This is a genomic window from Cupriavidus plantarum, assembly GCF_905397285.1.
In the GTDB taxonomy this organism is placed as follows: Bacteria; Pseudomonadota; Gammaproteobacteria; order Burkholderiales; family Burkholderiaceae; genus Cupriavidus; species Cupriavidus plantarum.
Genome location: NZ_CAJPUX010000002.1, coordinates 31,507 through 58,149, shown reverse-complemented (window position 1 = coordinate 58,149; position 26,643 = coordinate 31,507). Strand labels below are relative to the sequence as shown.

23 protein-coding genes are annotated in these 26,643 nt (G+C 66.2%); 15 read left to right on the top strand and 8 right to left on the bottom strand.

Annotation, left to right across the window (positions count from 1 at the left end; genetic code table 11):
* Nucleotides 1-17: 17 nt before the first annotated feature.
* Entirely contained in the window at nt 18-2,603 is a 2,586-nt protein-coding gene (locus KHP16_RS09060; RefSeq protein ID WP_211960038.1) for a bifunctional aconitate hydratase 2/2-methylisocitrate dehydratase, read from the bottom strand.
* A gap of 410 nt (nt 2,604-3,013) precedes the next feature.
* Between KHP16_RS09060 and fliL the strand changes: the two genes are divergently transcribed.
* The 8 genes from fliL to KHP16_RS09020 all read left to right on the top strand — a co-directional run bounded on the left by fliL (nt 3,014) and on the right by KHP16_RS09020 (nt 8,335).
* Nucleotides 3,014-3,499: a flagellar basal body-associated protein FliL gene (gene fliL, locus KHP16_RS09055; RefSeq protein ID WP_109583641.1), complete on the top strand. Its 486-nt coding sequence runs from the start codon at nt 3,014-3,016 to the stop codon at nt 3,497-3,499.
* A gap of 67 nt (nt 3,500-3,566) precedes the next feature.
* Nucleotides 3,567-4,580 (top strand): flagellar motor switch protein FliM, encoded by a 1,014-nt coding sequence (fliM, locus tag KHP16_RS09050; protein ID WP_109583642.1) that lies wholly within the window; start codon nt 3,567-3,569, stop codon nt 4,578-4,580.
* Complete coding sequence (fliN, locus tag KHP16_RS09045) at nt 4,573-5,022, top strand: flagellar motor switch protein FliN (protein WP_109583643.1); 450 nt, start codon at nt 4,573-4,575, stop codon at nt 5,020-5,022. The genes fliM and fliN overlap by 8 nt, the downstream gene beginning before the upstream one ends.
* A complete protein-coding gene (gene fliO / locus KHP16_RS09040) occupies nt 5,019-5,594 on the top strand; it encodes a flagellar biosynthetic protein FliO (RefSeq protein WP_109583644.1) in 576 nt (191 codons plus the stop codon). Before fliN ends, fliO begins: the two co-directional genes overlap by 4 nt.
* Nucleotides 5,591-6,403 carry a flagellar type III secretion system pore protein FliP gene (fliP, locus tag KHP16_RS09035; RefSeq protein ID WP_244835723.1) on the top strand — a complete coding sequence of 271 codons (813 nt, stop codon included), beginning with the start codon at nt 5,591-5,593 and terminating at the stop codon, nt 6,401-6,403. The genes fliO and fliP overlap by 4 nt, the downstream gene beginning before the upstream one ends.
* Nucleotides 6,404-6,415: 12 nt before the next feature.
* Nucleotides 6,416-6,685: a flagellar biosynthesis protein FliQ gene (gene fliQ, locus KHP16_RS09030; protein ID WP_109583645.1), complete on the top strand. Its 270-nt coding sequence runs from the start codon at nt 6,416-6,418 to the stop codon at nt 6,683-6,685.
* A gap of 9 nt (nt 6,686-6,694) precedes the next feature.
* On the top strand, nt 6,695-7,480 hold the full coding sequence (gene fliR, locus KHP16_RS09025) for a flagellar biosynthetic protein FliR (protein WP_109583646.1): 786 nt from the start codon (nt 6,695-6,697) through the stop codon (nt 7,478-7,480).
* A 210-nt stretch (nt 7,481-7,690) separates the two neighbouring features.
* The gene (locus KHP16_RS09020) at nt 7,691-8,335 is read left to right on the top strand and encodes a response regulator (protein WP_115953422.1); all 645 of its coding nucleotides are present in this window, start codon (nt 7,691-7,693) and stop codon (nt 8,333-8,335) included.
* Here KHP16_RS09020 and KHP16_RS09015 read toward each other — a convergent pair whose 3' ends face one another.
* Nucleotides 8,336-9,913: a phospholipase D family protein gene (locus tag KHP16_RS09015; RefSeq protein ID WP_121491750.1), complete on the bottom strand. Its 1,578-nt coding sequence runs from the start codon at nt 9,911-9,913 to the stop codon at nt 8,336-8,338.
* A gap of 93 nt (nt 9,914-10,006) precedes the next feature.
* Nucleotides 10,007-10,855: a mechanosensitive ion channel family protein gene (locus KHP16_RS09010; protein ID WP_109583649.1), complete on the bottom strand. Its 849-nt coding sequence runs from the start codon at nt 10,853-10,855 to the stop codon at nt 10,007-10,009.
* A 177-nt stretch (nt 10,856-11,032) separates the two neighbouring features.
* On the opposite strand from KHP16_RS09010, the gene KHP16_RS09005 reads away from it, so the two are divergent.
* Nucleotides 11,033-12,244: a hypothetical protein gene (locus KHP16_RS09005; protein ID WP_179593984.1), complete on the top strand. Its 1,212-nt coding sequence runs from the start codon at nt 11,033-11,035 to the stop codon at nt 12,242-12,244.
* Between the two features lie 3 nt (nt 12,245-12,247).
* Here KHP16_RS09005 and KHP16_RS09000 read toward each other — a convergent pair whose 3' ends face one another.
* The 3 genes from KHP16_RS09000 to KHP16_RS08990 are packed head-to-tail and all read right to left on the bottom strand — an operon-like array spanning nt 12,248 to nt 16,474.
* Entirely contained in the window at nt 12,248-13,732 is a 1,485-nt protein-coding gene (locus KHP16_RS09000) for an efflux transporter outer membrane subunit (RefSeq protein ID WP_109583651.1), read from the bottom strand.
* 20 nt (nt 13,733-13,752) lie between these two features.
* Entirely contained in the window at nt 13,753-15,336 is a 1,584-nt protein-coding gene (locus tag KHP16_RS08995; protein WP_211960037.1) for a DHA2 family efflux MFS transporter permease subunit, read from the bottom strand.
* Nucleotides 15,329-16,474: an HlyD family secretion protein gene (locus tag KHP16_RS08990; RefSeq protein WP_179593986.1), complete on the bottom strand. Its 1,146-nt coding sequence runs from the start codon at nt 16,472-16,474 to the stop codon at nt 15,329-15,331. Before KHP16_RS08990 ends, KHP16_RS08995 begins: the two co-directional genes overlap by 8 nt.
* 112 nt (nt 16,475-16,586) lie before the next feature.
* Between KHP16_RS08990 and KHP16_RS08985 the strand changes: the two genes are divergently transcribed.
* Nucleotides 16,587-17,294: a CerR family C-terminal domain-containing protein gene (locus tag KHP16_RS08985; RefSeq protein WP_109583654.1), complete on the top strand. Its 708-nt coding sequence runs from the start codon at nt 16,587-16,589 to the stop codon at nt 17,292-17,294.
* 3 nt (nt 17,295-17,297) lie between these two features.
* Here KHP16_RS08985 and KHP16_RS08980 read toward each other — a convergent pair whose 3' ends face one another.
* Complete coding sequence (locus KHP16_RS08980; RefSeq protein ID WP_109583655.1) at nt 17,298-17,948, bottom strand: response regulator transcription factor; 651 nt, start codon at nt 17,946-17,948, stop codon at nt 17,298-17,300.
* Between the two features lie 341 nt (nt 17,949-18,289).
* Between KHP16_RS08980 and KHP16_RS08975 the strand changes: the two genes are divergently transcribed.
* The 4 genes from KHP16_RS08975 (at nt 18,290) to KHP16_RS08960 (ending at nt 21,670) form a co-directional block, all read left to right on the top strand.
* Entirely contained in the window at nt 18,290-19,111 is an 822-nt protein-coding gene (locus KHP16_RS08975; protein ID WP_109583656.1) for an alpha/beta fold hydrolase, read from the top strand.
* Nucleotides 19,112-19,136: 25 nt separating this feature from the next.
* Complete coding sequence (locus tag KHP16_RS08970) at nt 19,137-20,777, top strand: MFS transporter (protein ID WP_211960036.1); 1,641 nt, start codon at nt 19,137-19,139, stop codon at nt 20,775-20,777.
* Nucleotides 20,778-20,809: 32 nt separating this feature from the next.
* Entirely contained in the window at nt 20,810-21,082 is a 273-nt protein-coding gene (locus KHP16_RS08965) for a XapX domain-containing protein (RefSeq protein ID WP_109583658.1), read from the top strand.
* Nucleotides 21,083-21,187: 105 nt separating this feature from the next.
* On the top strand, nt 21,188-21,670 hold the full coding sequence (locus KHP16_RS08960; RefSeq protein ID WP_309136562.1) for a response regulator transcription factor: 483 nt from the start codon (nt 21,188-21,190) through the stop codon (nt 21,668-21,670).
* Between the two features lie 7 nt (nt 21,671-21,677).
* On the opposite strand, the gene KHP16_RS08955 is transcribed toward KHP16_RS08960, so the two are convergent.
* Nucleotides 21,678-22,391 carry a YoaK family protein gene (locus KHP16_RS08955; protein ID WP_211960035.1) on the bottom strand — a complete coding sequence of 238 codons (714 nt, stop codon included), beginning with the start codon at nt 22,389-22,391 and terminating at the stop codon, nt 21,678-21,680.
* A 361-nt stretch (nt 22,392-22,752) separates the two neighbouring features.
* On the opposite strand from KHP16_RS08955, the gene KHP16_RS08950 reads away from it, so the two are divergent.
* A complete protein-coding gene (locus KHP16_RS08950; RefSeq protein ID WP_211960034.1) occupies nt 22,753-26,640 on the top strand; it encodes a protein kinase domain-containing protein in 3,888 nt (1,295 codons plus the stop codon).
* The last annotated feature ends 3 nt before the right edge of the window (nt 26,641-26,643 follow it).

Sequence of the window (26,643 nt, the reverse complement as noted above, 5' to 3'; positions counted from 1 at the left end):
TCAATCAGCCCTGAAGCTTAGGCCGTGACGGTGTCCGCCACTTCCTTGAAGTCGTCGATCTTGTCGAAGTTCATGTACTGATAGATCTTGTCGCCGTTGGCGTTGATCACGCCGATGTCGGTCATGTACTCCTCCTTGGTCGGGATGCGGCCGAGGCGGGAGCAGATGGCGGCGAGTTCGGCGGAGCCGAGGTACACGTTCGTGTTCTTGCCCAGACGGTTCGGGAAGTTACGCGTGCTCGTCGACATCACCGTGGCGCCTTCGCGGACCTGGGCCTGGTTGCCCATGCACAGCGAGCAGCCCGGGGATTCCGTGCGGGCGCCGGCCTGGCCGAAGACGCCGTAGTGGCCTTCTTCAGTCAGCTGCTTCTGGTCCATCTTCGTCGGCGGGGCGACCCACAGCTTCACCGGGATGTCGCGCTTGCCCTCGAGCAGCTTCGACGCGGCGCGGAAGTGGCCAATGTTGGTCATGCAGCTGCCGATGAACACTTCGTCGATCTTGGCGCCCGACACTTCGGACAGCGTCTTCACGTCGTCCGGATCGTTCGGGCAGGCCACGATCGGCTCGTGCACGTCCGCCAGATCGATCTCGATCACGGCGGCGTATTCGGCGTCGGCGTCCGGCGCCAGCAGTTCCGGCTTGGCCAGCCAGGCTTCCATCGCCTGGATACGGCGTTGCAGGCTGCGCGCATCTTCATAGCCCTGCGCGATCATCCACTTCAGCAGCGTGATGTTGCTGTTGATGTATTCGATGATCGGCTCCTTGTTCAGGCGCACCGTGCAACCGGCAGCCGAACGTTCGGCCGACGCGTCGGACAGCTCGAAGGCCTGTTCCACCTTCAGGTCGGGCAGACCCTCGATTTCCAGGATGCGGCCCGAGAAGATGTTCTTCTTGCCCTGCTTGGCAACGGTCAGCATGTCCTGCTTGATCGCGTACAGCGGAATCGCGTTCACCAGGTCGCGCAGCGTCACGCCGGGCTGCATCTTGCCCTTGAAGCGGACCAGCACCGATTCCGGCATGTCCAGCGGCATCACGCCCGTGGCCGCGGCAAACGCCACCAGGCCCGAACCTGCCGGGAAGCTGATGCCGATCGGGAAACGCGTGTGCGAGTCGCCGCCGGTGCCGACGGTGTCGGGCAGCAGCATGCGGTTCAGCCACGAGTGAATGACGCCATCGCCCGGACGCAGCGAGATACCGCCGCGCGTGCTCATGAACTTCGGCAGCGTGTGGTGCGTCTTCACGTCCACCGGCTTCGGATAGGCAGAGGTGTGGCAGAACGACTGCATGACCAGATCAGCCGAGAAGCCCAGGCAAGCCAGATCCTTCAGTTCGTCACGCGTCATCGGACCCGTGGTGTCCTGCGAACCCACCGACGTCATCTTCGGCTCGCAATACGTACCCGGACGCACGCCCTTGCCTTCAGGCAGGCCAACCGCGCGACCCACCATCTTCTGCGCCAGCGTGAAGCCCTTGCCCGAGTCGACCGGGTTCTGCGGCAGACGGAACAGCGTGGACGGGGCCAGGCCCAGGGCCTCGCGTGCCTTGGCGGTCAGGCCACGGCCGATGATCAGCGGAATGCGGCCGCCGGCGCGCACTTCGTCGAACAGCACGTCGGACTTGACCTTGAATTCGGAGATGACCTGGCCGTTCTTCAGGGCCTTGCCATCGTACGGACGCAGTTCGATCACGTCGCCCATTTCCATCTGCGACACGTCGAGTTCGATCGGCAGCGCGCCAGCGTCTTCCATCGTGTTGTAGAAGATCGGAGCGATCTTGCTGCCCAGGCACACCCCGCCGAAGCGCTTGTTCGGCACGTACGGGATGTCTTCACCGGTGAACCACAGCACCGAGTTGGTCGCCGACTTGCGGCTGGAACCCGTACCGACCACGTCGCCGACGTAGGCCACCAGGTTGCCCTTGCTCTTCAGGTCTTCGATGAATTTGACCGGACCGCGCTTGCCGTCTTCTTCCGGCGTAATGCCGGGACGCGCGTTTTTCAGCATCGCCAGCGCGTGCATCGGAATGTCGGGGCGCGAGAACGCGTCCGGTGCCGGCGACAGGTCGTCGGTGTTGGTTTCGCCGGTCACCTTGAACACGGTGATCGTCAGGCTCTGCGGCACTTCCGGACGGCTCGTGAACCACTCGCCCTCGGCCCAGCTCTTGATCACGGCGGCGGCGTTGGCGTTGCCCTTGTCGGCCTTTTCCTTGACGTCATGGAAGGCATCGAACATCAGCAGCGTGGTCTTCAGGCCGTTGGCGGCCACGGCGCCCACTTCGGCGTCGTCGAGCAGTTCGATCAGCGGCGAGATGTTGTAACCGCCCAGCATCGTGCCCAGCAGTTCGGTGGCGCGGGCGCGCGAGATCAGCGGCGTCTTCTCGGTGCCGAGCGCGACGGCGGCCAGGTACGAAGCCTTGACCTTCGCGGCGTCATCCACACCGGCGGGAACACGGTAGGTAATCAGATCCAGCAGGGTCTGCTCTTCGCCGGCCGGCGGGTTCTTGATCAGTTCGATCAGGTCGGCGGTCTGCTGCGCGGTCAGCGGCAGCGGAGGGATGCCAAGCGCAGCGCGTTCGGCGACATGGGCACGATAGTTATCAAGCATGGGAACCTGCTGGTAATAGGGTTTCGGTCTTCTCTGTCTCGTCGCAGCGATCGGCGCAGCCGACCGTGCCGCCGTGATTGTAATCCGAAGTGGGTGAGAGATCAAATGTCTTATATCTTATATAAGAGTAAGAGCCGCAAACCCTTGCCCAGCCTTGGCCCCGTATCGAAAACTGCATGAAGTGGGAACCCACCCACCGCCAAGCGTTGTTTTCGCGACACGGGCGTCTTAAGTTCCGCGCGCGGCATTCGTTAACCAGTGCATGCAGGGTCGAATGGCACACACTCGCCAGCGCCCCGCCACGCCCGTTCGGCTCAAACGGCCAAGCTGAGCGGGTTTCCCCCTTTTTATCGGCCCTTTGCTTGCCTGCGATTCCGGAAGAATGGCAGGCAATTCGACACAGGCTTCTCATGGCGAACACGCTTTCCCCCTCCCAGACTGGCGGCAACTCCAAGCGCGGCCGACTGCTGCTGATTGGCGGCGGCGTGCTGGTGGCAGCGTTGGGCGTTGGCGGCTTCGTGCTCGGCAGCGTCTTCGGCGGCAATCACGCACCGGCGGCTCCGGCCGCTCCGGTCGTGCCGCCGCCGATTTTCGTGCCGCTGGATGCGTTCACCGTCAACCTCAAGAGCGAGGACGGCGACCGCTTTCTGCACACCGGGCTGTCGCTGAAGGTCGCGGATGGCGAGACGCAGGCGCGCCTGGCGCAGTACCAGCCGGAAGCGCGTAGCCGCATCCTGCTGATCCTGTCGGCACGCCAGCCGGGCGATCTCGCGACCGTGGAAGGCAAGCGCAAGCTGGCGCAGGACATCCAGCAGGCGGTGAGCCAGCCGTTCGCGACGGGTCTGCCGCCGCAGAAGATCCTCGATGTCTTGTTTACATCGTTCGTGGTGCAGTAACGCAGCGGCGCCCCGCGAACACAAGCACTTCGATATTCACATAGCCGTTCATGGGGCAGGACACTAGATGGCCTACGACAAGTTCCTCTCGCAGGACGAGGTTGACGAACTACTGAAGGGCGTCTCGGGCGAAACCGATTCGCCCGAAGCCAGCAGCGCACCCGCGGCCGACGAGACCGGGATCCGTCCCTACAACCTCGCGACGCAGGAACGCATCGTCCGCGGCCGTCTGCACACGCTCGAGATCATCAACGAGCGTTTCGCACGCTCGTTGCGCTCGGCGCTGTTCAACTTCATCCGCCGCGGCGCGGACATCTCGGTGGGCACCGTGCGCATCGAGAAGTACGGCGACTTCGTGCGCAATCTGCCGGTCCCGACGAACCTGAACCTGGTCCACATGAAGCCGCTGCGGGGTACCGCGCTCTTCGTGTACGACCCGAACCTGGTATTCCTCGTCGTCGACAACCTGTTCGGCGGCGATGGCCGTTTCCACACGCGTGTGGAAGGCCGCGACTTCACGCAGACCGAGCAACGCATCATCCGGCGCATGCTGGACCTGACGCTCAACAGCTACGGGCAAGCCTGGCGCACCGTGCATCCGATCGACCTCGAATTCGTCCGGTCGGAAATGCATACCAAGTTCGCCAACATCGCGATTCCGACCGAAATCGTCGTGACCACCGCGTTCCACATCGAGCTCGGCGCCGTCGGCGGCCAGCTCCATGTGTGCTTCCCCTATTCGATGATCGAGCCGGTCCGCGAACTGCTGACCAACCCGCTGCAGGACGAGGTCGAGGTGGACAAGCGCTGGCTGGGCCAGCTGTCCGACCAGCTCCGCGCGGCGGAGGTCGAGCTCGTGGCGGAGTTCACCCATATCGAAAGCACCGTGGGCGACGTGCTCGCGCTGCGCGCCGGCGACGTGCTGCCGATCGAACTGCCGGAACAGTTGTTCGGCAAGGTCGACGGCGTGCCCGTCATGCAATGCGGCTTTGGCACGATGAACGGCCAGTACGCATTGCGCGTAGAACGGATGATCAATTACCAAGACACCGATTCCAACAAGGAAACCGATCATGACTGACGGCAAAGAGGACAAGCCGGTCGATCCGATGGACGATTGGGCCAGCGCCCTCGCGGAACAGACCAGCGCCGAGGCAGCACCTGCCGCCACGCCAGCACCTACCGCAGCAGCGCCCGTGGCAACGCCGGCCGCCGCCGCGGTGTTCCCGCCGCTGGCGCAGGATGCACCGACCGGATTCCACAACGATATCGGGATGATTCTCGATATTCCGGTGCAACTGACGGTCGAACTCGGCCGCACCAAGGTGCCCATCAAGAACCTGTTGCAGCTCGCGCAGGGTTCGGTGGTGGAACTCGACGGCCTGGCCGGCGAACCGATGGACGTGCTCGTCAACGGCTACCTCATCGCCCAGGGCGAAGTGGTGGTCGTCAACGACAAGTTCGGCATTCGCCTGACGGACATCATCACGCCGTCGGAACGTATCCGGAAGCTCAACAAATGACAGCCGTATCGCGCCGGTCGCCCGCACGCCTCGCGCGCGCGGGCCTCGGTGCAATCCTCGCCAGCGTCGCCTGCGCATCCGCGCATGCCGCCGACGCGCTCGTGCTCAGCACGGCAAGCGCCGCCAGCAGCGCGACGGCCGCGACGGCCAGTCCCGCCGCCAGTCATGGCGCGGCACCGGCCATCAGCACGGGCGGCAGCCTCGCGCAAGCGGGTCTCGGCCTGTTTGGCGTCATCGCGCTGATCCTCGCCATCGCCTGGATCGCGCGACGCACCGGCCTCGTTCGCCATACCACCGGCGGCGGAGCGATGAAGGTCGTCGGCAGCCTCATGCTCGGCGCGCGCCAGCGCCTCGTGATGGTCGAAGTGGGCGATACCTGGATCGTGCTCGGCGTCTCCGCCGGCGAGATCCGCCCGCTCCATACGATGCCGGCACCGGCCGACCGCGCCACCCAACCCTACCAAAGCACCTACGGCGCGCCCGCCACCGGAACGCAACCGCCGCAAGGCATGTCCGGCTCGTTCACCGAGCGGCTGCTGCGGTCGATGCAGGAAAACCTGAAGAAGTCATGAACCACGTGCGTCCCGCGTCCGTGCGGCGCCTGCCACGCGCAGGAGCCGCGACTCTCGCCGTCCTGACGCCGAGCCTCCTGCCGGCCGCGCTCGCGCTGGTCGCCGCGCTGGCGCCCGACCTCGCATCCGCGCAAGGTCTGCCGGGCGTCGTCAGCAAGCCCGCACCCGGCGGCGGCCAGATCTGGTCCCTGCCGATCCAGACGCTGGTGCTGATGACGTCGCTGTCGTTCCTGCCGGCGGCCATGCTGATGATGACGGGCTTCACGCGCATCATCATCGTGCTCGGCCTGCTGCGCAACGCGCTCGGTACCGCATCGTCGCCGCCGAATCAGGTGCTCGTCGGCCTGTCGCTGTTCCTGACCTTCTTCGTGATGTCGCCGGTGTTCGACAAGATCTACACCGACGCCTACAAGCCGCTGTCGGAGAACAAGATCAGCCTCGAAGCCGCCGCCGGCAAGGCCGCCGCGCCGCTGCGCGCGTTCATGCTGCGCCAGACGCGTGAAAAAGATCTCGCCATGTTCGCGCAAATGGCCAAGGCGCCCGAGATGCAGGGCCCCGAAGACGTGCCGATGTCGATCCTCGTGCCAGCCTTCGTGACCAGCGAACTGAAAACCGCGTTCCAGATCGGCTTCACGATCTTCATTCCTTTCCTCATCATCGACCTCGTCGTGGCCAGCGTGCTGATGGCGATGGGCATGATGATGGTCCCGCCCGCGACGATCTCGCTGCCGTTCAAGCTCATGCTGTTCGTGCTCGTCGATGGATGGCAGCTGCTGCTCGGCTCGCTCGCGCAGAGCTTCATGAACTGACGGGGAGCCGCCATGACGCCAGAGATAGTAATGACCATCGCCACGCAGGCGATGAAGATGACGCTGATGCTGGCCGCGCCGCTGTTGCTGGTGGCGCTGGTAGCCGGCCTCGTCGTGAGCCTGTTTCAGGCAGCGACGCAGATCAACGAAATGACGCTGACGTTCATCCCCAAGCTGCTCGCGCTGTTCATCACGATGGTGCTGGTCGGTCCCTGGATGATCAACACCTACGTCGACTACATGCGGGAAGTGTTCGAAAGCATTCCCGCGATGGCGCGCTGAGCGGCCGCCATGCTCGACGTCAGCACCGACCAGCTTTACGGCTGGATCGCCGCATTCCTGTGGCCCCTGTTCAGGCTGCTGGCGCTCATCGGCACGGCGCCGCTGTTCGGTGAATCGAGCATCCCCCGGCGCGCCAAGGTCGCCCTGGCCGCCCTTCTCGCGGCGGTCGTTTCACCGACCATCCCCAATATTCCCGCGGTCCCGGCGTATTCGTACGAAGGGCTGCTCATCGTCCTCAACGAGGTCGGCATCGGCGTCGCGATGGGCTTCACGATGCGACTGGCGTTCGCCGCCGTGCAGGTCGCCGGCGAAGTCATCGGCCTGCAGATGGGCCTCTCGTTCGCGGCGTTCTACGACCGCAACGCCGGCGGCCAGACGATGGTGCTGTCGCGCTTCCTGAACCTCGTGGCGATGCTGATGTTCCTCGCCATGGATGGGCACCTGACCATGCTGGCCACCGTCGTGGACAGCTTCAACGCCTTGCCGATCGCGGCCTCTCCGCTCTCCGGCCACGGCTGGGGCGCCGTGGCGCGCGCGGGCGCGCAGGTCTTTGCGTGGGGCACGCTGCTCTCGCTGCCGATGATCGCGACCCTGCTCACGCTGAACCTAGCGATGGGTATCCTGAACCGCGCCTCGCCGCAGTTGTCGATCTTCGCGGTCGGCTTCCCGGTCACGCTCGCCGGCGGCATGCTCGTTTTGATGCTCGTGATGCCGCAGATGGGCGCCTACATGCAGCACCTGCTCGAAGCCGCACTGCAGACGATGACGAACGTCCTCGAGCAGTTCGCCAACTAGCAGACCTCCCCCCCGCGTACGCACGCAGAATCTGCGTGCGCGGAGTCTCCCCCCGCAGGACCGCCGTTTCTTTAGTATCACCAAGCGATTTAAGGATTTAAGCAAAGGCCTAGCTTAGTTTCCTAGGAGAAATCCTATGATTGGGGCCGCTCGCCACCTGGCTTGTCACCCCCCGCTTGTCTCCCCATTTTGCTGCGCCAGAAATACGTCATGATCAAGGTCCTCGTCGCCGACGACCATCCGGTGGTGCTGGATGGCATTTGCAGAGCGCTCTCGCAAGGCAACGGTGTCGAGATCGTCGGCCACGCCGCTAACTCCACCGCGCTGGTCGCGCTGCTCGACACCACGCCGTGCGACGTCATCGTGACGGACTATGCGATGCCGGGCGGCAAGTTCGGCGACGGACTGCCCATGCTCCAGATGCTGCGCCGCCGATATCCGACCACGCGCATCGTTGTCATGACGATGCTCGACAATGCCGCGCTCATCCGCAATATCTGGAAGATCGGCGTGTCGTCGATCGTCAACAAGTCCGATGAGGTGGAGCAGTTGTTTCCGGCCATCCGCGCGGCCTTTCGCGGGCAGCATTACGTCACGCCGCGCGTGCAATCGATGCTGTCTCTCGCCCATTCAGACCGGCCCGAACCGGGCCCGCGCCTGAGCCGGCGCGAACTGGAGGTGTTGCGCCGTTGCGCGCAGGGCATCCCGCTCGTGGAGATCGCGCGCGCGGCCAACCGCAGCGCCAAGACCATCAGCGCGCAGAAGAGCGTCGCGATGAAGAAGCTCGGGCTCACCAACGACTACGAGCTGTATGAATACGCCAAGGCCAACGGCCTGCTCGGCGGCGCGGAATGATTACAACTCGTCCTCGATCGGAAGGAGACGCAGCAGGTTGATGCCGATATGCTGGAACGTGCTCATGCCCGGTTCCTTGTCCACGGTCACCAGCTTGCCCTGCTCGCGCGTCGTCCACGTGAGCGTCTCGCCGCCGTTCTCGTCCTTCCTCAGATCGACCTTGTAAGACACATCCAGCAGCGTCTTGTCCATGTTGTCGGCAAAGCGCTGGCTCAGCGTGGGACTGTCGAGCACTACGCCCATCTCGGTGTTGATCCGGATCGAACGCGGGTCGAGGTTCAGGGAGCCGATGTACAGGCGCTGACGATCGACCATATAGGCCTTGGCATGCAGGCTCGCGCGCGAGGACGCGAACATGCGCGGCTTCTTGGTCGTGCGCGTCAGGTCGCCGAACGCGGTCGCCTTGAGCTCGTAGAGCTCCACGCCCGCGCGCAGGAGCTTCTTGCGCCAGGGCGCGTATCCGGCATGCACGGCGGCCACGTCGGTCGCCTCGAAGGAGTTGGTAAGCACGCGGATATGCACGCCGCGCCCGATTTGCGCCTTGAACCACTCGATGCCGTCGTCGTTCGGCACGAAGTACGGCGACACCAGCACGAGGTCCGTCTTCGCCTGCTCGAGCAGCTTGCGCAGTTGGGGCCCGCCATGCGACGACGAATCGTCGGGATCTTCCCTGATCTTCTCGGGACGGTCGGCAATGACCGTTGCGCCGCCGACGTACCCGGGCAGCCGGCCCGCCTCGATGCCCTTGGCCAGGCCCGAGTCCAGCAGTTCCTGCACGTACGGGCTGGCCTTCGCGGCCTCGCCCTCTTCCTGAATCTGCTTCCGCATGGCGCGCATTTCGGCGGGCGCCTCCTTGCCTTCCGGCACGAGGGTCGCTACCGCATAGGCGCTCTGGTCGTTCCAGTACTGGTCGAAGGTCGCCGAGACGGCCGGCACCACCGGACCGGCGACCATCACGTCGAGGTCGGAGAAATCGACATCGGGGCGCGCCGAGAAATAGGCATCGCCGATGTTGCGGCCGCCGACGATCGTCACGAGGTTGTCGATCGTCATCTGCTTGTTGTGCATGCGGCGGTTGAGCCGGCTGTAATCGGCGAGCAGCTGGAGCCATCGCCCGCCGCGCTGGGCGAACGGATTGAACAGACGGACCTCGATGTTGGGATGCGAATCCACCGCGGCCCAGACCTTGTCCGACTTGTCGGTATGGAGGTCGTCCACGAGGATGCGCACGCGCACGCCGCGGTCTGCGGCATCGATGATGTCGCCGATCAGCGCCTTGCCGGTATGGTCCGCGTCGAAGATGTAGTACTGGAGATCGAGCGACCTGGTCGCGGCCCGGGCGAGCGCAAGACGCGCGGCCAGGGCATCGGGTCCGGTACCCAAAGGGTAGAAGAGAGACTGTCCCGGCGTGCGGGCCAGCCGCGGGGCCAGCGCCTTGCCGAGCGCGGTATCGGCGGTGTCCGAGATGGCGACGGTCTGTGGCCGGCCCTCGTTGGGCGGCAGGCTCGAACAGCCCGCCAGTACCGCCGCCGCCAGCAATGCCGCGGTCCACGACCGACCCCAGAACCCAGACGCCATGATGCGCTCCCCTCGCCATCGTTTGACCCACCAGCGGGCCGCGATTCTCGGCGCGGCTAATCGAACACTACACCGGGACGTGACTTTGGGGAATCATCCAGCGTCTGACACGCGCGTTTCTGACACTTCGATCGCTCGCGCGCTGCGGCGATAGTAAGCACGAACAATCTTCTGCGCGACGGGAAGGCGGGAGCCGATGGGCACCGGAAACCTGACCACGGCGTCGTAGCGGGCCGCATCGACGGGGTCGAACACCACGCGCGGCTCGAACTGCGACAGGTCGACAAACCGCATGTCGCCGTAGCGCCGCAGTTCCCTGCCCGCCTCGTCCATGAAAGCGGCGCAGGCCTCGCGCGCGGCGACGAGCAGATCCGCCTCCACCGCATCGGGATCGACGCCGAGCGGCAGGGGAATGCGCACCATGTCGAGGGCGTAACCGCCAGCCTTCGAGTGGTTGCGCACGGCAGTGGTGAGCAACATGCTGTTGGGCACCTGCACCGTGAACCCTGTGTACTGGCGGGCGGGGGCGACCTCGACAAGCGTCGTGGACAGCACGTCCATGTCGATGACTTCGCCCGCGTGCGGCCCGATCTCGACCAGATCGCCGAGCTGGAACGGGCGCGAGACCATGCGCATGAACGCGCCCAGGAAACACATCACGAGTTCCTTGCCGACCAGCAGCATGGCAGCCGCGAACGCCGCCAGAGAAATGGCCACGCTCTTGAGCTCGGATACCCAGATACCGAGCAGCAGCATGAACACGATGGCCGCCACGAGGTTCCGTGTGGCAACGGTCCACGCTCGATAACTGCCACGGTTGTCCGCCTGTAGCCGTGCCTGGAAGAAGCGGTTGACGAGCTTCATGATAAGCGTGCCGACCAGCACGATGAGCGCGCTCGCCACGATATTGACCAGAATGCTGTCGTTCGCGTTGAAATGCATAGATAACCGGAGGCGGTGAGAGTGCCCCGCAGTTTACTCCCGCCGCGACGGCGCAATTGGCAATTGGCAATTGGTAATGAGCAATTGGCGCGACGGCGATTGAGCCCGTCGCTACAGCCGTCGTACCGTCGGTCTCTTCGACATCGCGATACTTCGCACCCGCCGATGGACATTCTCATGCTGATGCTTGCCAACGCCCTGGCCCAGCCCGCCGCGACGCCCAATATCGCTCCCGATGCGCGCCGGCATCGCGTCGTGGCCTGTCTGCAAAGCCTTTCGGACCGCACGGACAGACGGACGCTCGGCACGCGGTGTGGCGGCCCCGGACAGGACCCCGTGGCGGATTACGCGGCCGCCCGCGCTTGCGCGCGCGTATCCGCCTGGCGCATGCACCGCGCTGGCGCCCGCGAGCGCCGGGATACCCCGCTCTGCTCGGTAGTGCGCGTGCAGTTGCTGATCGCGCTGTACCGCCTGATGACCAGCGACCTTTGGGATATCGCGGCGTTCGATGCGCTCCTGACACGCGTAGGTCTCGGCCAGCCCGCCGACATCGGCAGTCCATGGGCTGTCCAGTTCGAGCACACGGTCCGCGATCATATGCGCGACACCGGCACGTCGTGGCGAGATCCGCTTCACCTGGCATTTCGCTATGCCGCCACCGTGGCAGCTGGCTTGCAGGTCGACGTCGTTCCCCCAAACCCGCCCATGCCACGAGAGTTTTGCGCGAGCCCCGGCTGGCGCAACAGGGCACTCGTCCACCCGTTCACCCTCGACGCGGCCGGAAATCGCATGCCGCTGGAGCGCATCCGACTCGATCTCGTGCATTTCGAAATGGACCACGTGGAGGAATGGCAGGCCCGCGATGCCGATCGCGATTCGAGGCTGCTACGCGCCGTGGCCAGCGCGTGGCATGACGAATATGCCCGCGCCGCCGCGGACGAGACGCATCCCGCGGCCGTGCGCGCGCTGGCGCGCGCCAGCCGCTGGCATGCCTTCATGGTGCGGGAACAGGTGCCGCTGCAGGATCCGAGCGAGGTCTATCTGCGCCTGTCGATCGACGGCGAAACCCTCGCCATCCTGCGCGCCACGACGATCGAAGATCCCGATGGCCCGTCAAACGTCAGGGACTCGATCATCGAAGATATCCTGCTGGCCCCGGCTCATGCCCTGACGTTGCCGGGCCAGTCGCGCACGTTCGACCTCGACAGTTTTGCGATCCAGGCTTACCTCGATTTCGCCGAACAGGAGCGACATGCCACGGTGACACTGCCGGCATCGAACACTACCGAAGCCGATCGGGCTTACCGCAATGGCTTCCGTGAGGTTTGCGAGGACGCCAGCACGGCGCCCCCCGCATCGGAACGACCGCGCAACGACGACGAACTCTGACGATCAGCCGCCGGCGGGCGTCCAGCCCAGCCCGAGCGACTTCTGCAGCGAGACGTAGTCGCGCAGCAGCCCCGCGTCGCCGGAGATCCGGTCCTGCTGCGCCATCACGCGCGTGCGTTCCACGTCGAGCCATTCGAGCATGCTCGCGGTGCCGGCGCGATAGCGCTGCTGCTGCAGCGTGGCGGCGCGCTCGGCCGACGCTTCCACGCGGCGCAGCGTCACGACGTTCTCCCGCTGGTGACCGTAGCGCGACAACGCAATGTCCGCATCGCGCAGCGCCTTGAGCACCGTGCTCTCGTAAGTGGCGTGCGCCTCGTCCCGGCCGGCTTCGGCGCTATCGACATTGGCCGCCACGCGGCCAAAGTCGAGCACGTTCCATTGCAGGCGCGGCAGCGTGAGCCATGTTGCGTTGTCCTTGCGAACGAGGTGGCCCGGCACCGCGGCGGAATAGCCGAGCGAGCCCAGCAACGACACCTTCGGGAACCAGTCGGCCTTGGCCGAGCCGATCTGGGCGGTACGCGAGGCGAGCCGGCGTTCCGCCGCGCGGATGTCGGGGCGGGACTTCAGCAACGCGGCGGGATCGCCAACGGCGACGGTTTCCGGCAATTGCGGCAGCGGCTTCACGTCCGTGAGCTCGGCGTCGAGCGTTCCGGGGCCACGGCCGGTAAGCTGCGCGAGCTGGTCGCTTGCCTCGACGATCGCGGCTTCCACGGGCGCGATGCGCGCGCGTGTGTTTTCCAGCTGTGTCAGCAAACGTTCCACTTCCAGCTGCGAAGCCACGCCACGCGCGCGGCGTTGCTCCGTAAGGTCGAGGATGTCTGCTTCCAGCTTCTCCGACGCGCGCAGGTGGGCGAGGCTCGCCTGCTGTTCGCGCAGATTGACGTACGCCTGCGCCACATCGGCGGCCAGCTGCACGTGCGCATCGGCAAGTTCCTCCGATGAAGCCTCTGCCTCGGCCGAGGCCGCCTGCACCGCGCGCCGGGTGCCGCCGAACAGGTCGAGTTCCCAGCTCGCGTCGAAGCCGGCGATATAGAGCGTGAGCGGGCCGCGACCGCCGCCACCGGAACTCGAGCCGCCGTCACCCGATTGCGACGAAGTCAGCGCCGACAGGTCGGGAGAACGGGTGCGCAGCATCGCCGCATCGATGCTGGCCGTCGGCAGCAGGTTGGCTTGCCGTCCGCGCAGGCCGGCACGCGCCTGACGGACGCGGGCCTGCGCCGCGCGGATATCGGGGCTGTTGGCCAACGCCGTGGCGATCAGGCCATCCAGCTGCGGGTCGTTTAACGCGTGCCACCAATCGGCCACGCCGGGCGCGGTGGTGGTGCGCACGGGCGCGTGCGGGAAGGCGGGCGCGGCCAGCGCGTTGCCGGCCACTTCGGGCGCGCCGTGGTAGTCCGGACCGACGGTGCAGCCTGCGGCGGCCAGTACGGCGGCCACGGCGGCGGTAGCAACGGCCAGCTTGCTGAGGGCGAAAGAAGAACGTGTCATGTCTGGGACCGGCTTCGGCATCAGTGGCCAGAAGAAAGAGGTGCGCCGGCGCGGGGCGACTTGAGCATGAGCGCCAGCGGGATGCAAAGCAGCAGCGCGACGCCGAGGGCGTAGAAGGTTTCGGAGAACGTCATCACCGCGGCCTGCCTTGCAATTTCGCCCGACAGTTGCGCGATGGCCTGGAGCTTCGCGTGCGCGGCATCGCCATGCTGTGCGATAAAGCCGCCGATGCTCTGCGCCATGTGTTCCTGCCCGATCGTGCTGTTCGCGGTGACGGACTCGCGAATCACGGCATCGTGATAGGCGTTGCGGCGGTCGATCAGCGTGCCGAGCAGCGCCAGGCCGATCGAGCCGCCGAGATTGCGCGCCATGTTGTAAAGCCCGGCCGCGTCGCCCGCTTCCTCCGCGGCGACGGCCGCCATCGACGCCTGGTTCAGCGGCATCATCGCGAGGATCTGGCCGAAGCCGCGCAGGATCTGCGACAGCGCGAAGTCGTGTCCGACGCTGTCCGTCGTCAGCGAGATATCGAGCATGCAGCTGGCGAAGTACAACACCAGGCCGGTGATCACCAGCCAGCGGCTGTCCACCTTGCCAAGCAGGCGCGGCAGGACTGGCATCATCAGGAACGCGGGCAGGCCCGAGAGCAACATGATGCCGCCGGCCTGCTCGGCGTTGTAGCCCGAGATGGTCGAGAGGAACTGCGGCAGCAGATAGGCCACGCCATAGAGGCCGGCACCGACCGTCGAGACGATCAGGATCACGCTCGCATAACTACGGTTGAGCAACAGCCGGAGCCGTACGATCGGCTGCTTCGCCGTGAACTGACCGACCATCATCATGCCGATGCCGACGGCCGAGATCACCGACAGCCACACGATCATGTGCGACTCGAACCAGCGCTCGCGTTGCCCTTCCTCGAGCACGACGGTCAGCGAGCTGAGGCCGATCGCGAGCCCGATGATCCCGAGCCAGTCCGCGTTGACGAACGTGCGGTAATTCGGCTTTTCCGCCTGCAGACCGAAGTACAGCAGCGGAACGAGCACCAACGTGATCGGCAGGTTCAGGAAGAAACACCAGCGCCAGCTCGCGTTCTCCGCCAGCCAGCCGCCGACCACGGGCCCGAGCAACGGCCCGAGCAGCACGATCAGGCCGAACATCGACATGCCGATGGGCATCTGATGCCGTGGTAGCCGCGTCCGCACGATGGTCTGCGCGGTCGGGATCATCGCGCCGCCGGCAAAGCCCTGCCCGATACGGCCGACCACCATCTCGGTGAGCGAATGCGACATCCCGCACATGATGGAGAACGCGGTGAACAGCACCGCGTTCCATAGCAGGAACCGGCGCAGGCCGAATACGCGCGTGAGCCATGCGGTCAGCGGAATGATCACGATCTCCGCCATCAGGTAACCCGTGGAAACCCACGTGCCCTCCGTCCCTGCCGCGCCGATCTGGCCCTGGATCTGGGGCAGCGCGGAGTTCGTGATGGAGATGTCGAGCGTGGCGAGCAGCGCGCCGAGCGAGCCCGCGGCGACGGCGATCCAGTCGCCCGTGCTCGCGTTGGGCTGCCGGCCCGGCGTGGCCGCGGCGGTGGCGTCAGCCATGCGTCGCTCCGGCAGCGGCGGTCGCGCGTTTGCCCTCCGTGCGCGTATCGACATCGACCACGACGGAGAGGCCCGGCACGAGCACGGGGCGCGCCTCGTTCGGAACGTCGACGTGGATGCGCACGGGCACGCGTTGCACGATCTTGGTGAAGTTGCCCGTGGCGTTCTGCGCCGGCAGCAGCGCGAACTGCGAACCGGTGCCCGGCGACAGGCTGTCCACGGTGCCATGCAGGTCCTCGCCCGGCAACGCATCCACGTGGATCGTCACGGCTTGCCCCGCCCGCATGCGGCCGACCTGCGTTTCCTTGAAGTTGGCGGTGAGGTAGAGCTCCTGCACGGGCACGACCGTCAGCAGGCGCGTGCCGGGCTGCACGAGCTGGCCCACGCGCACGCCGCGGTCCCCGACGCGGCCGGCCTGCGTCGCGCGCACAACCGTGTCGTCGAGGTCCAGCTTGGCCTGCCGCGCGCTGGCCTCGGCCACTTCCAGCTGCGCGCGCGCCTGTTCCAGCCGCGCCTGCAGCGTGGTCATCTGGGTCTGCTCGACGCGCAGCGACGCCTCATTGGCATGGAGCGTGGTGGCGGCGCGCGTCTGCGCATTGCGCAGTTCCGCGCTGCGCTCCTCGGTTTCGGCACCGGACTTGACGAGGGGCGCGTAACGCGCCACCTGCGATGCCGCGTAGGTGGCATCGGCGCGCGCGCCCTCCACCTGCGCGCCGGCCTGCGCGATGCGCGCCTTCTGCTGCGCGAGATCGGCCTCGGCGCGGGCAACGTCGGCCTGGCGCGAATTGACGTTGGCCTGCGCCTCGTCGAAGGCGGCCTGGTACTGGCGATTGTCGAGGCGGACGAGCGGCTGGCCCACCGTCACCTGCTGGTTGTCGCGGACATACACCTCGGCGACATAGCCCGTCACCTTCGGGGCCACCGCCATGCTGTCCGCCTGGAGATAGGCGTCATCGGTGCTTTCGATGAAGCGGCCGTAGGTCCACCAGCGCACGCCATAGATCGCGGCGGCGACGAGCACGATCACGCCGGCGACGATCAGAAAGCGCCGGCGACCGGATGCCCGCGCGGGCGCGGCCTTGGCGGGAGTATCCATGGAGGAGGCGGGAACGGTTTGCGAGGACGGAGAGGCCGACATGTGGGGTGCGTCGTGCATTTGCGATAGGAGCGCACAATTATTCCACTTGGAAAAAATGTGTCAACTGTTATATTTCGGCCTGTAGCGAAACACCATAAAAGGAAAGGGACACATGGCGCGACACCGGCCCGCGGCGGAAGGCGGCTACCAGCGTGGGGAAGAAACCCGCGCCCGGATCATCGAAGCCGCCATCGAACTGTTCGGCACCCATGGCTTCGACGGCGCTTCCACACGCGACATCGCGCGCCACGCAGGCGTCAACGCGCCCGCGCTCCAGTACTACTTCGACAACAAGGAAGGGGTGTACCTCGCGTGCATCCAGTACATCGTCGACAGCATCTGGGTGCGGCTGGAGCCGAGCGTGTCGGCGGCGGAGGCGGTGCTCGCGCGGGCCGATGCCGGCGACGAGGCGTTGATGGATGCCTATCTGGCCATCCAGGGGGTGTTCGTAACCTTCGCGTCCGACTGCGGCGAGCTCTCGCCGTCGCGACAGTTTCTCGCGCGGGAGCGGGCTGGGCTTGGGCCGCCGGCCGCGTTCGAAGTGTTCGACCGCGGACTCAACCAGCGATTATTTGGCGTGACCAGTTCCCTGATTGGGCGTCTGACCGGGCGGCCGGCCACCGACGAAATCACCCGTATCCGGACGATCGCGATCGACGGACAGGGTGCGGCGTTTCCGACGAAGAAACGCAACGTGCTTCGGCTGATGGGATGGGATGCGATCGGCGCCGACGAGGCGGCGCGCATCCAGAGCGTGATCCTGGAACAGACGCGCATGCTGTTGCGCGCGTTTGTCCAGGCACGCGACGCCGGGAAGTAAACCCTACTCGGTCTTGCAGATACCGATCTGCTGGGCCATCAGCACGAGGTCCGCGAAGGTGCGGGCCTTCATCTTGCGCATGGCCTGGCCGCGGTGGATCTTCACCGTGACCTCGCTGATGCCGATCTCCCCGGCGATCTGCTTGTTCAACAGCCCGGCCACCGCCATGCCCATGACCTCCGATTCACGCGGCGTCAGGGTGGCGTAGTTCGCGCGGATCTCTTCCACCTTGCGCAGGCCGCGACGGCGCAGCCGGTCTTTCTCGAGCGCGGCGGATACGGCGTCCAGCAGGTCCTGGTCGCGGAACGGCTTGGCCATGAAATCTTCGGCACCGGCCTTCATGGCCGCCACCGTCATGGCGATATCGCCGTAGCCCGTCATGAAGATGATCGGGATGTGGATGCCCATCTGGCCGAGACGGGTCTGCAGGTCGAGACCGCTCGGCCCGCGCAGCCGCACGTCGAGAACGAGGCAGCTGGGCACGTCCGGCATCTTGTATTCGAGCAGTTCGGCGGCCGAGCCGAACAGCATGACCGGCATGCCGACCGAACGGAACAGGTTACCCAGCCCCGCGCGCAGCATGGCGTCATCGTCGACGATCAGCACCATGGCGTCGTCGTTGGCGACGGCAGGCTCCCCGCTCTGCGATGTCACGATTTCTCTCCGTTCCGCTTGTGGGCATGGTGTGCGGATTATATACAGCGGATCGGGCGGCACAACGCGCCAGCCCGTGACGGTCGCCCTGGCCGTCCGGCGTGCATTTCAACACACTGACGCCGCGGCTGCCACCCATACCATCGGCTGAGTCGGGTGTCCCGCGCCGACGATTGCCATGGACCTTCCCGTCCAGCACTCCCCGCCCCGCCGACCATCCAAAGCCGGCCGCCGACACGACAATGGGTCGTCCAACTAATACGAAGGGCCAATGGTTGCGGTGCTTCCCGGAGCCTAGTCTTACCTTCCCTCCTCCCAGGACTTTCAAAGGATCGATCGCCATGAGCTACGTTACCACCAAGGACGGTACCCAAATCTTCTACAAGGACTGGGGCTCTGGCCGTCCGGTCGTCTTCTCCCATGGCTGGCCGCTGAACGCCGATGCCTGGGACGCCCAGATGCTGTTCCTCGTGCAGAAGGGTTTCCGCGTGATCGCTCATGACCGCCGCGGCCATGGCCGGTCGGACCAGCCGGCACAGGGCAACGACATGGACACGTACGCCGATGACCTCGCCGCCGTGCTCGACGCGCTGGACATCCAGGGCGCCACGCTCGTCGGCCACTCGACCGGCGGCGGCGAAGTCGCCCACTACATCGGCCGTCACGGCACGAAGCGCGTGGCCAAGGCCGTGCTGATCGGCGCGGTGCCGCCGATCATGATCAAGAGCGAAACCAACCCCGGCGGCCTGCCGAAGGAAGTGTTCGACGGCATTCGCAAGGGCGTCGCCGACAACCGCTCGCAGTTCTTCCAGGAACTCGCGCTGCCGTTCTTCGGTTTCAACCGTCCGGGCGCCAAGGTGTCGCAGGGCACCATCGACAGCTTCTGGGCTCAGGGCATGACGGGCGGTGTGCTGGCGCATTACCTGTGCGTGAAGGAATTCTCGGAAGTGGATTACACCGAGGACCTGAAGAAAATCGACGTGCCGACGCTGATCCTCCACGGCGACGACGACCAGATCGTGCCGATCGACGATGCGGGCGCGCTGTCCGCCAAGATCGTGAAGAACGCGACCTACAAGGTCATCAAGGGCGGTGCGCATGGCATGTGCGTGGTCCGCGCCGATGAAATCAACGCCGAACTGCTGGCCTTCCTGAACACCTGATCGCAACGAGACGCCACCCGCATACATGACTTCGACGACCGCCAGACCCGCATCGGGATCTTTCGCACCGCTTGCGCAACCGACGTTCGCCATCCTGTGGGTGGCCACCATTCTCGGCAACATCGGCAGCTTCATGCGAGATGTGGCCAGCGCGTGGCTCGCCACCGATCTGTCGACATCGCCCGCGGCGGTAGCCACGATCCAGGCCGCCGCCACGCTGCCGGTATTCCTGCTTGCGATTCCGGCCGGCGTGCTGTCGGACATTCTCGACCGCCGCCGCTTTCTCATCGTCATCCAGATCGGCCTCGCCATGGTCAGCGGTTCCCTCATGCTGCTCGCATGGAAGGGCGCGCTGACCATCGAACTGCTGATCGGCCTCGCGTTCGTCGGCGGTATCGGCGCGGCGATGATGGGGCCGACGTGGCAGTCGATCGTTCCTGAACTCGTGCCGCCGAGCACGCTGCGGCAGGCCGTGGCGCTGAACGCGCTTGGCGTGAACATCGCGCGGGCGATCGGTCCCGCGACGGGCGGCCTGCTGCTCGCCGCCTTTGGCGCATCGGCGACATATGGCGCCGACCTTCTCAGCTATATCTTCGTCATCGCCGCGCTAGTCTGGTGGCGGCGACCGGTGCAGCCGCCCGATCCGCTGCGCGAGCATTTCTTCAGCGCGTTCCGCGCGGGGCTGCGTTTCACGCGCGCTCACAGCAAGCTCCACATCGTGCTGCTGCGCGCGGCTGTGCATTTCGCGTTCGGTAGCAGCATCTGGGCCCTGCTTCCGCTCGTTGCGCGGCAACTGCTGCATGGGGGCGCCGGCTTGTATGGCGTGCTGCTTGGCGCCGTTGGCGCGGGCGCGATCGCGGGCGCACTCATCATGCCGCCGCTGCAGAAGCGGGTCGATGCCGATGGCATGGTGCTGTTGTCCGCGATGGTCACGGCGGTTGTCATGGGCGTGCTCTCGTTCGCTCCGCCGGTATGGCTGGCACTGCCGCTGCTGTTGCTGCTCGGCGCCGCATGGATCATGGCGCTGACCACGCTTGGCGGCGCCGCGCAGGCCATTCTCCCGAACTGGGTGCGCGGCCGCGCGCTTGCGGTGTATCAGATGGTATTCAACGGCGCGATGGCGGGCGGCAGCCTGCTGTGGGGTTTTGTCGCCCAGGCCATGGGCACGCCGCATGCGCTGCTCGTCACATCGATCGGTCTCGTGATCGCCGCCGCCCTGCTGCATCGCGTGCGGTTGCCACGCGGCGAAGAGGACCTGGTGCCCGCGCAGCACTGGCCCGAACCGGAAATGGCGGATGGCATGGCCGACCGCATCACGCACGATCGCGGCCCGGTGATGATATTGATCGAATACCGCGTGCTGCCCGCGAATCGCGACGACTTCCTGCGCGCCATCTACAAGCTGTCGGAGGAACGGCTGCGCGACGGGGCGTTCAACTGGGGCGTCATGGAAGATCCGGCGGATCCCCATCTCATGACCGAGTGGTTCCTCGTGGAATCGTGGGCCGAGCATCTTCGCCAGCATCGCCGCGTGCCGAACGCGGACGCCGACGTGCAGCGCGACATCGCGCAATTCCATTCGGGCAGCGAGCCGCCGCGCGTGCGGCATTTGCTGGGCGTCGCGTTGCCGCCCAACGCGCCGGTCAATGCGACAGACCATCGCTGATCGATTCCTTTCAAACTATTTGCATTCGAATCATGAAACTCTATCTCGTCTCTCTCGGCGCCGGCGTGCTCGTCGGCATCATCTACGCGCTGATGCAGGTGCGCTCGCCCGCGCCGCCCGCCGTGGCGCTCATCGGTCTGCTCGGCATGCTGATCGGCGAACAGGTGGTACCGCCGATCAAACGAATGCTGGCGGGCGAGCCGGTTACGATCGCCTGGTTCCATTCGGAGTGCGTCCCCAAGATCACGGGCACGCCAGGGCCGCTCGCCGCGCGCGAGTCCGGCGACAAGGACGGGGCGCACTGATCCGCATGGCACCGGTCGTGCACCAGCATACGCCGTGGCACGTTGGAAATACAAAGTAAGCAACAGCACCCAATTGTGGGATATCAACAATGGGCGCGTGACAGTATGCTCACCTCTGGTGGCGACAGGCGCGAGCCCATCGATGCTGCCGCCGCCCTGAGGAACCTTGAAGGATTCCGTGTGACTGCTGTTTCCGGTGCCATGTCCCAGACCGATTCTCCCGCTACACCCGCCATCGCCATCGTCGACGATGACGAAGCCGTGCGTGTCGCGGTTGGCCGCCTGCTGCGCTCGTTCGATTACCGCGTGGAGCTCTACGCCAGTGGTCCGGACCTGCTGGACGCGCCGTGCATCGACGCCCTCTCCTGCATCATCAGCGATGTGCAGATGCCCACGATGAGCGGATTCGCCATCTGTCAGGCCTTGCGTGCGCGCGGATGCGAGGTCCCGGTGATCCTCATGACCGCGTTCGCCGGCGACAACATGGAACAGAACGCGCGCGCCGCCGGGGCGACGCAGTTTCTCTCGAAGCCTTTCGACGAGGACGATCTGATCCACTGTATCGAGCGCGCGCTCAGCGGCTGCTGAATCGGCCTCATACGGCCGTATTGACGGGAGCCGCCGCGCGCACACGCGCGCCGCTCAGCGTCGCGAGCACGACCACCGGCACCCACGCGGCCCAGTAGCCCACCCACAAATAAAGACGCGCACCGAGAATCGCGCCCACCGCGAACGCGAGCACGCCCGGCACCATCTTGGCCAGCCGCGCGCGAATCGGCGCTCGCTCGGCCGGCGCGGCGGACAGCAGATCCACCAGATCGATGACGACCTGCGTCGTGTTGCCCGTCATGATCGTCGTGGGGCCGAGATCGACGAGCGCCGTCCGAGACAACGCGTTCTGCACCGCCATGGCCGTCACGGCGAGCAAGCCGGTGACGGTGCCCAGCCAGACGGCTGCCGTGCCGGACTTGCCAGTCAGGGCGATACCGGCAATGGCGAACGATGCCAGCAGCATGCACTCGATGGCGACGAGCATCGCCACCGCATGGCGCTGCCGCCCGACGAGCCGCTTCTCCGTGATGCGCACGAGCGCCACGGCGACGACGAAGGTCGGCAATGCGAGCACCTTGAGCGCGAGCGACTCGGCCTGGCCCACCGATGCGACGCCGATCATGATCAGGTTGCCCGTGACGTGCGCGGTAAACAAACCCGCGAGCGCGATAAAGCCGATGACGTCAATAAAGCCCGCGACGAACGCGAACGCCGGTACGTGGTACTGAGGAGAGGGGGGTTGAGACGTGGGCGACATACTTGGCTCCGGGGATGTCATTCAATTTGGCGCAATATAGTCGCCGCAGCGACACTACGAATAGGACAGGAATATAGGCCCTGCGCAGGCAGCGAAGCCGATTTTTCGTCGAACGCGTAATTCAATTTTTTTGAAGTAAAATTCTGCCCAGCGCCTACCATTGCCACTGCAGTCGCCGACAAGACGGAGAACATAAAGACCGTGCAGCTTGTAGGGGAAAGTCATCCGACAACCCCCTCGCCTGTTAAAAGCTTGCGAAGTAAAAGTTTGCAGGCGTTGCGCCGGACACCGTCCGGCGGCGCGATTGCCTCGATCCATCCGCGAGTGGCGGATGTTGTACTGGATTGCTGACGCTCGGACGATGTACGCCTCTTCATTTCTGGACGCACGCCGCGAATCTGGCTTCGAGATCTTCTGGGAAGATGCCGACGTTATTTTCGGCAAGTTCCGCCGTCCCGACGCGGACGGCCGCTGGCACCCCATGCTGGCGATCTGGACGCTCAGCGACAACCCCGCGCCCGCGACGCTGTGCCGGCTGTCGCGCGAATACGCGCTGCGTGAGGTGCTCGACAGCGCGTGGGCCGCGCGCCCCCTGGCCTGGCATCGCGAGCACGGACATGGCGTGCTGCTGCTCGAGGATCCGGGCGCCACGCCGCTATGCCGCCTCACGGGCACGCCGATGGAGGTCGACCGGTTTCTGCGGCTCGCGCTACCGATCGCGTCCGCGCTCGCCGGGCTGCACGATGCCGGCCTGCTCCATCGCAATATCAAGCCCGCGCACATCCTCGTGGATGCCGCGGATGGCGCGGCGTCTGGCGCGCGCGCCTGGCTGACGGGGTTCGGCATCGCCACACACGCGACCGGCGGCGGCGACCCGCAGGCGCCGCTCCAGGAGATCGCCGGCACGCTGGCGTATATGGCGCCGGAACAGACCGGATGCATGGACCAGCCCGTCGATGCGCGCAGCGACCTCTACGCGCTGGGCATCACGCTCTACGAAATGCTGGCGGGCGCGCTACCGTTTCGCGCGCATGACGCGCAGGACTGGGTCTATAACCACGTTGCGCGCACGCCCGCGCCGGTCGATCAAGGGCGGCCATGGATTCCCGCGCCGCTCGCGCAGATCGTGATGAAGCTCCTGGCCAAGGCGCCCGAAGACCGCTACCAGAGCGCGGCGGGCCTCGCCGCTGACCTGCGCCACTGCCTCGAAGCGTGGCGCCACGGGGGCGACATTGCCCCGTTTCCGCTGGGCCGCGAGGACAGGACCACTCGCCATCGCGAGGATCGTGTTCGGGCGTCTGCCGCAGCGCCCGGCAAGGCGCGGACCGAAAAGACGGCGCCTCCGCGCGACATCCCGGAAGCGGAACGCCGGTTCGCCGCGCTGATCGCGGCCAATGCCAACCTGTTCGAACTGGCCGCCGCCACGCGGATGCTGCTCGAATTGCTGATGTCGAGCGACCAGCGCGAGCGCGCGGTCGCCGTTGGCGTCGCGTACCTCGAACGCGCCGAAGGCGGCTGGAGTGCGCATCCGCGCGCGGAGGATGTCGAGCGGGAGTTCGGCATGCTGCGCCAGCGGCTTCGCGAGCGGCTGGGAGACCGGCCCATCTCCGACCTGCTAGACCTGCCCCCGATGACCGACCGCGTGGCGCTGGGCACGATGGATGTGCTGATGGCGCTGATGCCGCCCGCCTGGTACACGGACGAGTACCTGCGCACGCGCGTGATCCTCCGGCTGGTCAACCTGAGCCTGACACACGGCAGTGCGGATACCTCCGCGCTCGGCTATGCGTGGCTCGCGATGATCCTCGAAAGGGCCTCGGGGAACGCCGAGAACTTTGCGTTCGCGCAACTGGCGATCGCATTGGCCGACCGCCGCGGCATCGGGGGTGTGCAGGCGCGCGTGTACCAGGTAGTGGGCGGACACGTGCTGCCGTGGCGTGAGCCGCTGCCCGTGGCGACGGGCGTGCTGCGCCGCGCGCTCGGCGCCATGACCCGCGTCGGCGACGTGACCTATGCTTCGTTCATCTACAACAACCTGATCACGCATGCGCTCGTCGCTGGCGACGCGTTGGCCACGGTGCAACCGGAAGCCGAGGCCGCACTGGCCTATGCACGCCAGGCGCGCTTCGGCCTCGCCACCGACCGCATCGCGCCACAGTTGCAGCTGATTCGCACGTTGCGCGGCCTGACACCGGTGTTCGGGTCCTTCGACGAGCCCGTTCAACCCGGCAACCATCCGGGCCGCGGCGGCCAGAGCGGCTTCAACGAGTCCGCCTTCGCGCAGCGCGTCACCGGCGACGCAGGCCTCGCGCTCGCGGCGTGCTGGTACTGGATCCGGCGCCTGCAGGCGCGCTTCTTCGCGGGCGATATCGATGCGGCGGTGCATGCGGCCGCACAGGCCGAACAGCTGCTGTGGTCCTGTCCGTCGTTTCTGGAGCAGGCGGAGCATTGTTTCTACGCGGCGCTGGCGCTCGCGGCACAGCGCGACAACGCGGCCGACGCGCAGCAGCGGCGGGAGGCACTGGCCGTCTACCATCTCCAGCTACAGGCCTGGGCCGCCCACTGCCCCGCAACGTTCTCCGACCGCGCCGCCCTCGTCGCGGCCGAGATCGCGCGGATCGAGGGCCGCGACATGGAAGCGATGCGGCGCTATGAAGCCGCCATCGAGGCCGCGCGCGACCATGCGCTCGTGCACCATCAGGCGCTGGCGAACGAACTGGCGGCGCGGTTCTATCTATCGCGTGGGCTGCCCAAGGTGGCGCGCATGTATCTGCGCGAAGCGCGGCGCTGCTATGGCCACTGGGGCGCAGACGGCAAGGTGTGGCAGCTGGATGCGCTCTACCCGCGCCTCACCGACGAAGACCGCCCCGCCGCGCTGACCGGCACCATCGGCGCGCCGCTCGAGCATCTGGACCTTGCGACCGTACTCGAGGTGTCGCAGACGATCTCGCGCGAGATCCATCTGGACAAGCTTGTCGACACGCTCATGCGCACCGCGCTGGAGCAGGCCGGCGCTACGCGCGGCATGCTGATCCTGCTGCGCGACGGCCGCCCGCGGCTCGCGGCGGATGCCTTCGCGGATGACGAGGGCATCGTCGTCCGGACGCCCGAGGCGGAGGCCGACGCCGATGTTCACGCGACCGAGGCCATGGTGCCCATGGCCCCGGACACCGCGCCGATGCCGCTGATCGAGCAGGTACTCGCCACGGGCGAAAGCGTGGCCGTGGACAACGCGCCCAACCTGTCCGCCTACATGACCGACGTGTATGTGCAACGGCATCGGCCCCGCTCGATGCTTGCCCTGCCGCTGTTCAACCAGGCGACGCTGGTCGGCATCCTGTATGTGGAGAATCGCCTGGCCCCGCGCGTGTTCGTGCCCGCGCGCGCGGCGATGCTCAAGCTGCTTGCCTCCCAGGCGGCGGTCGCGCTCGAGAACAGCCGCCTGTACCATGAGCGCCGGCGCGCGGATGCGGCCCGGATGCAGGCACAGTGCGAACTCGCTCACGTGTCGCGGGTCATGACGCTCAGCGCGCTTGCATCGTCGATCGCTCACGAGGTCAGCCAGCCGCTCGCCGCCATCATCGCCAACACGAGCGCGGCCATGCGCTGGCTGCGCCGCGCGCCACCGAATATCGACGAGGCGCAAGCCGCATTGCAAGGCGTGGCCGCGCAGGGCGAGCGCGCGAGCGCGGTGATCGTGGGCATGCGCTCGCTATTGAAGAAAACGGCTACCGCGCAGGAATGCGTGGACCTCAACGCGGTCATCGAGGATACGCTGCCGCTGGTGCGCGGCGAGGCCACCCGCCGGCGCTGCGCCATCGCCATGACACTGGCTACGGACCTCCCCCGCGTGGCGGGCGACCGCGTCCAGCTGCAGCAGGTGGTACTCAACCTGCTGATGAATGCGATCGAGGCGAGCGCCGAGGGGGAGGCCGAGGCTAACAGACCAGGCGACCGAAACAGCAAGGGAGGCAAGCCGCGCCGGCGCCGCGAGATCCTCGTGCGCACGGCACGAGCCGACTCGGGCGGCGTGCTGGTGGCGGTTCACGACGAAGGCGTCGGGCTGCATCCGGACCAGGCCGAGCAGCTGTTCGAGGCCTTCTACACCACCAAGGCGCAGGGACTGGGCATGGGCCTTGCAATCTGCCGGTCGATCGTGGAGTCGCATGCGGGCCGGTTGTGGGCATCGCCGAATCACCCCGCGGGGGCGATCTTCCAGTTCGTCATTCCGCCTGATCCAAAGCTTTAAGTA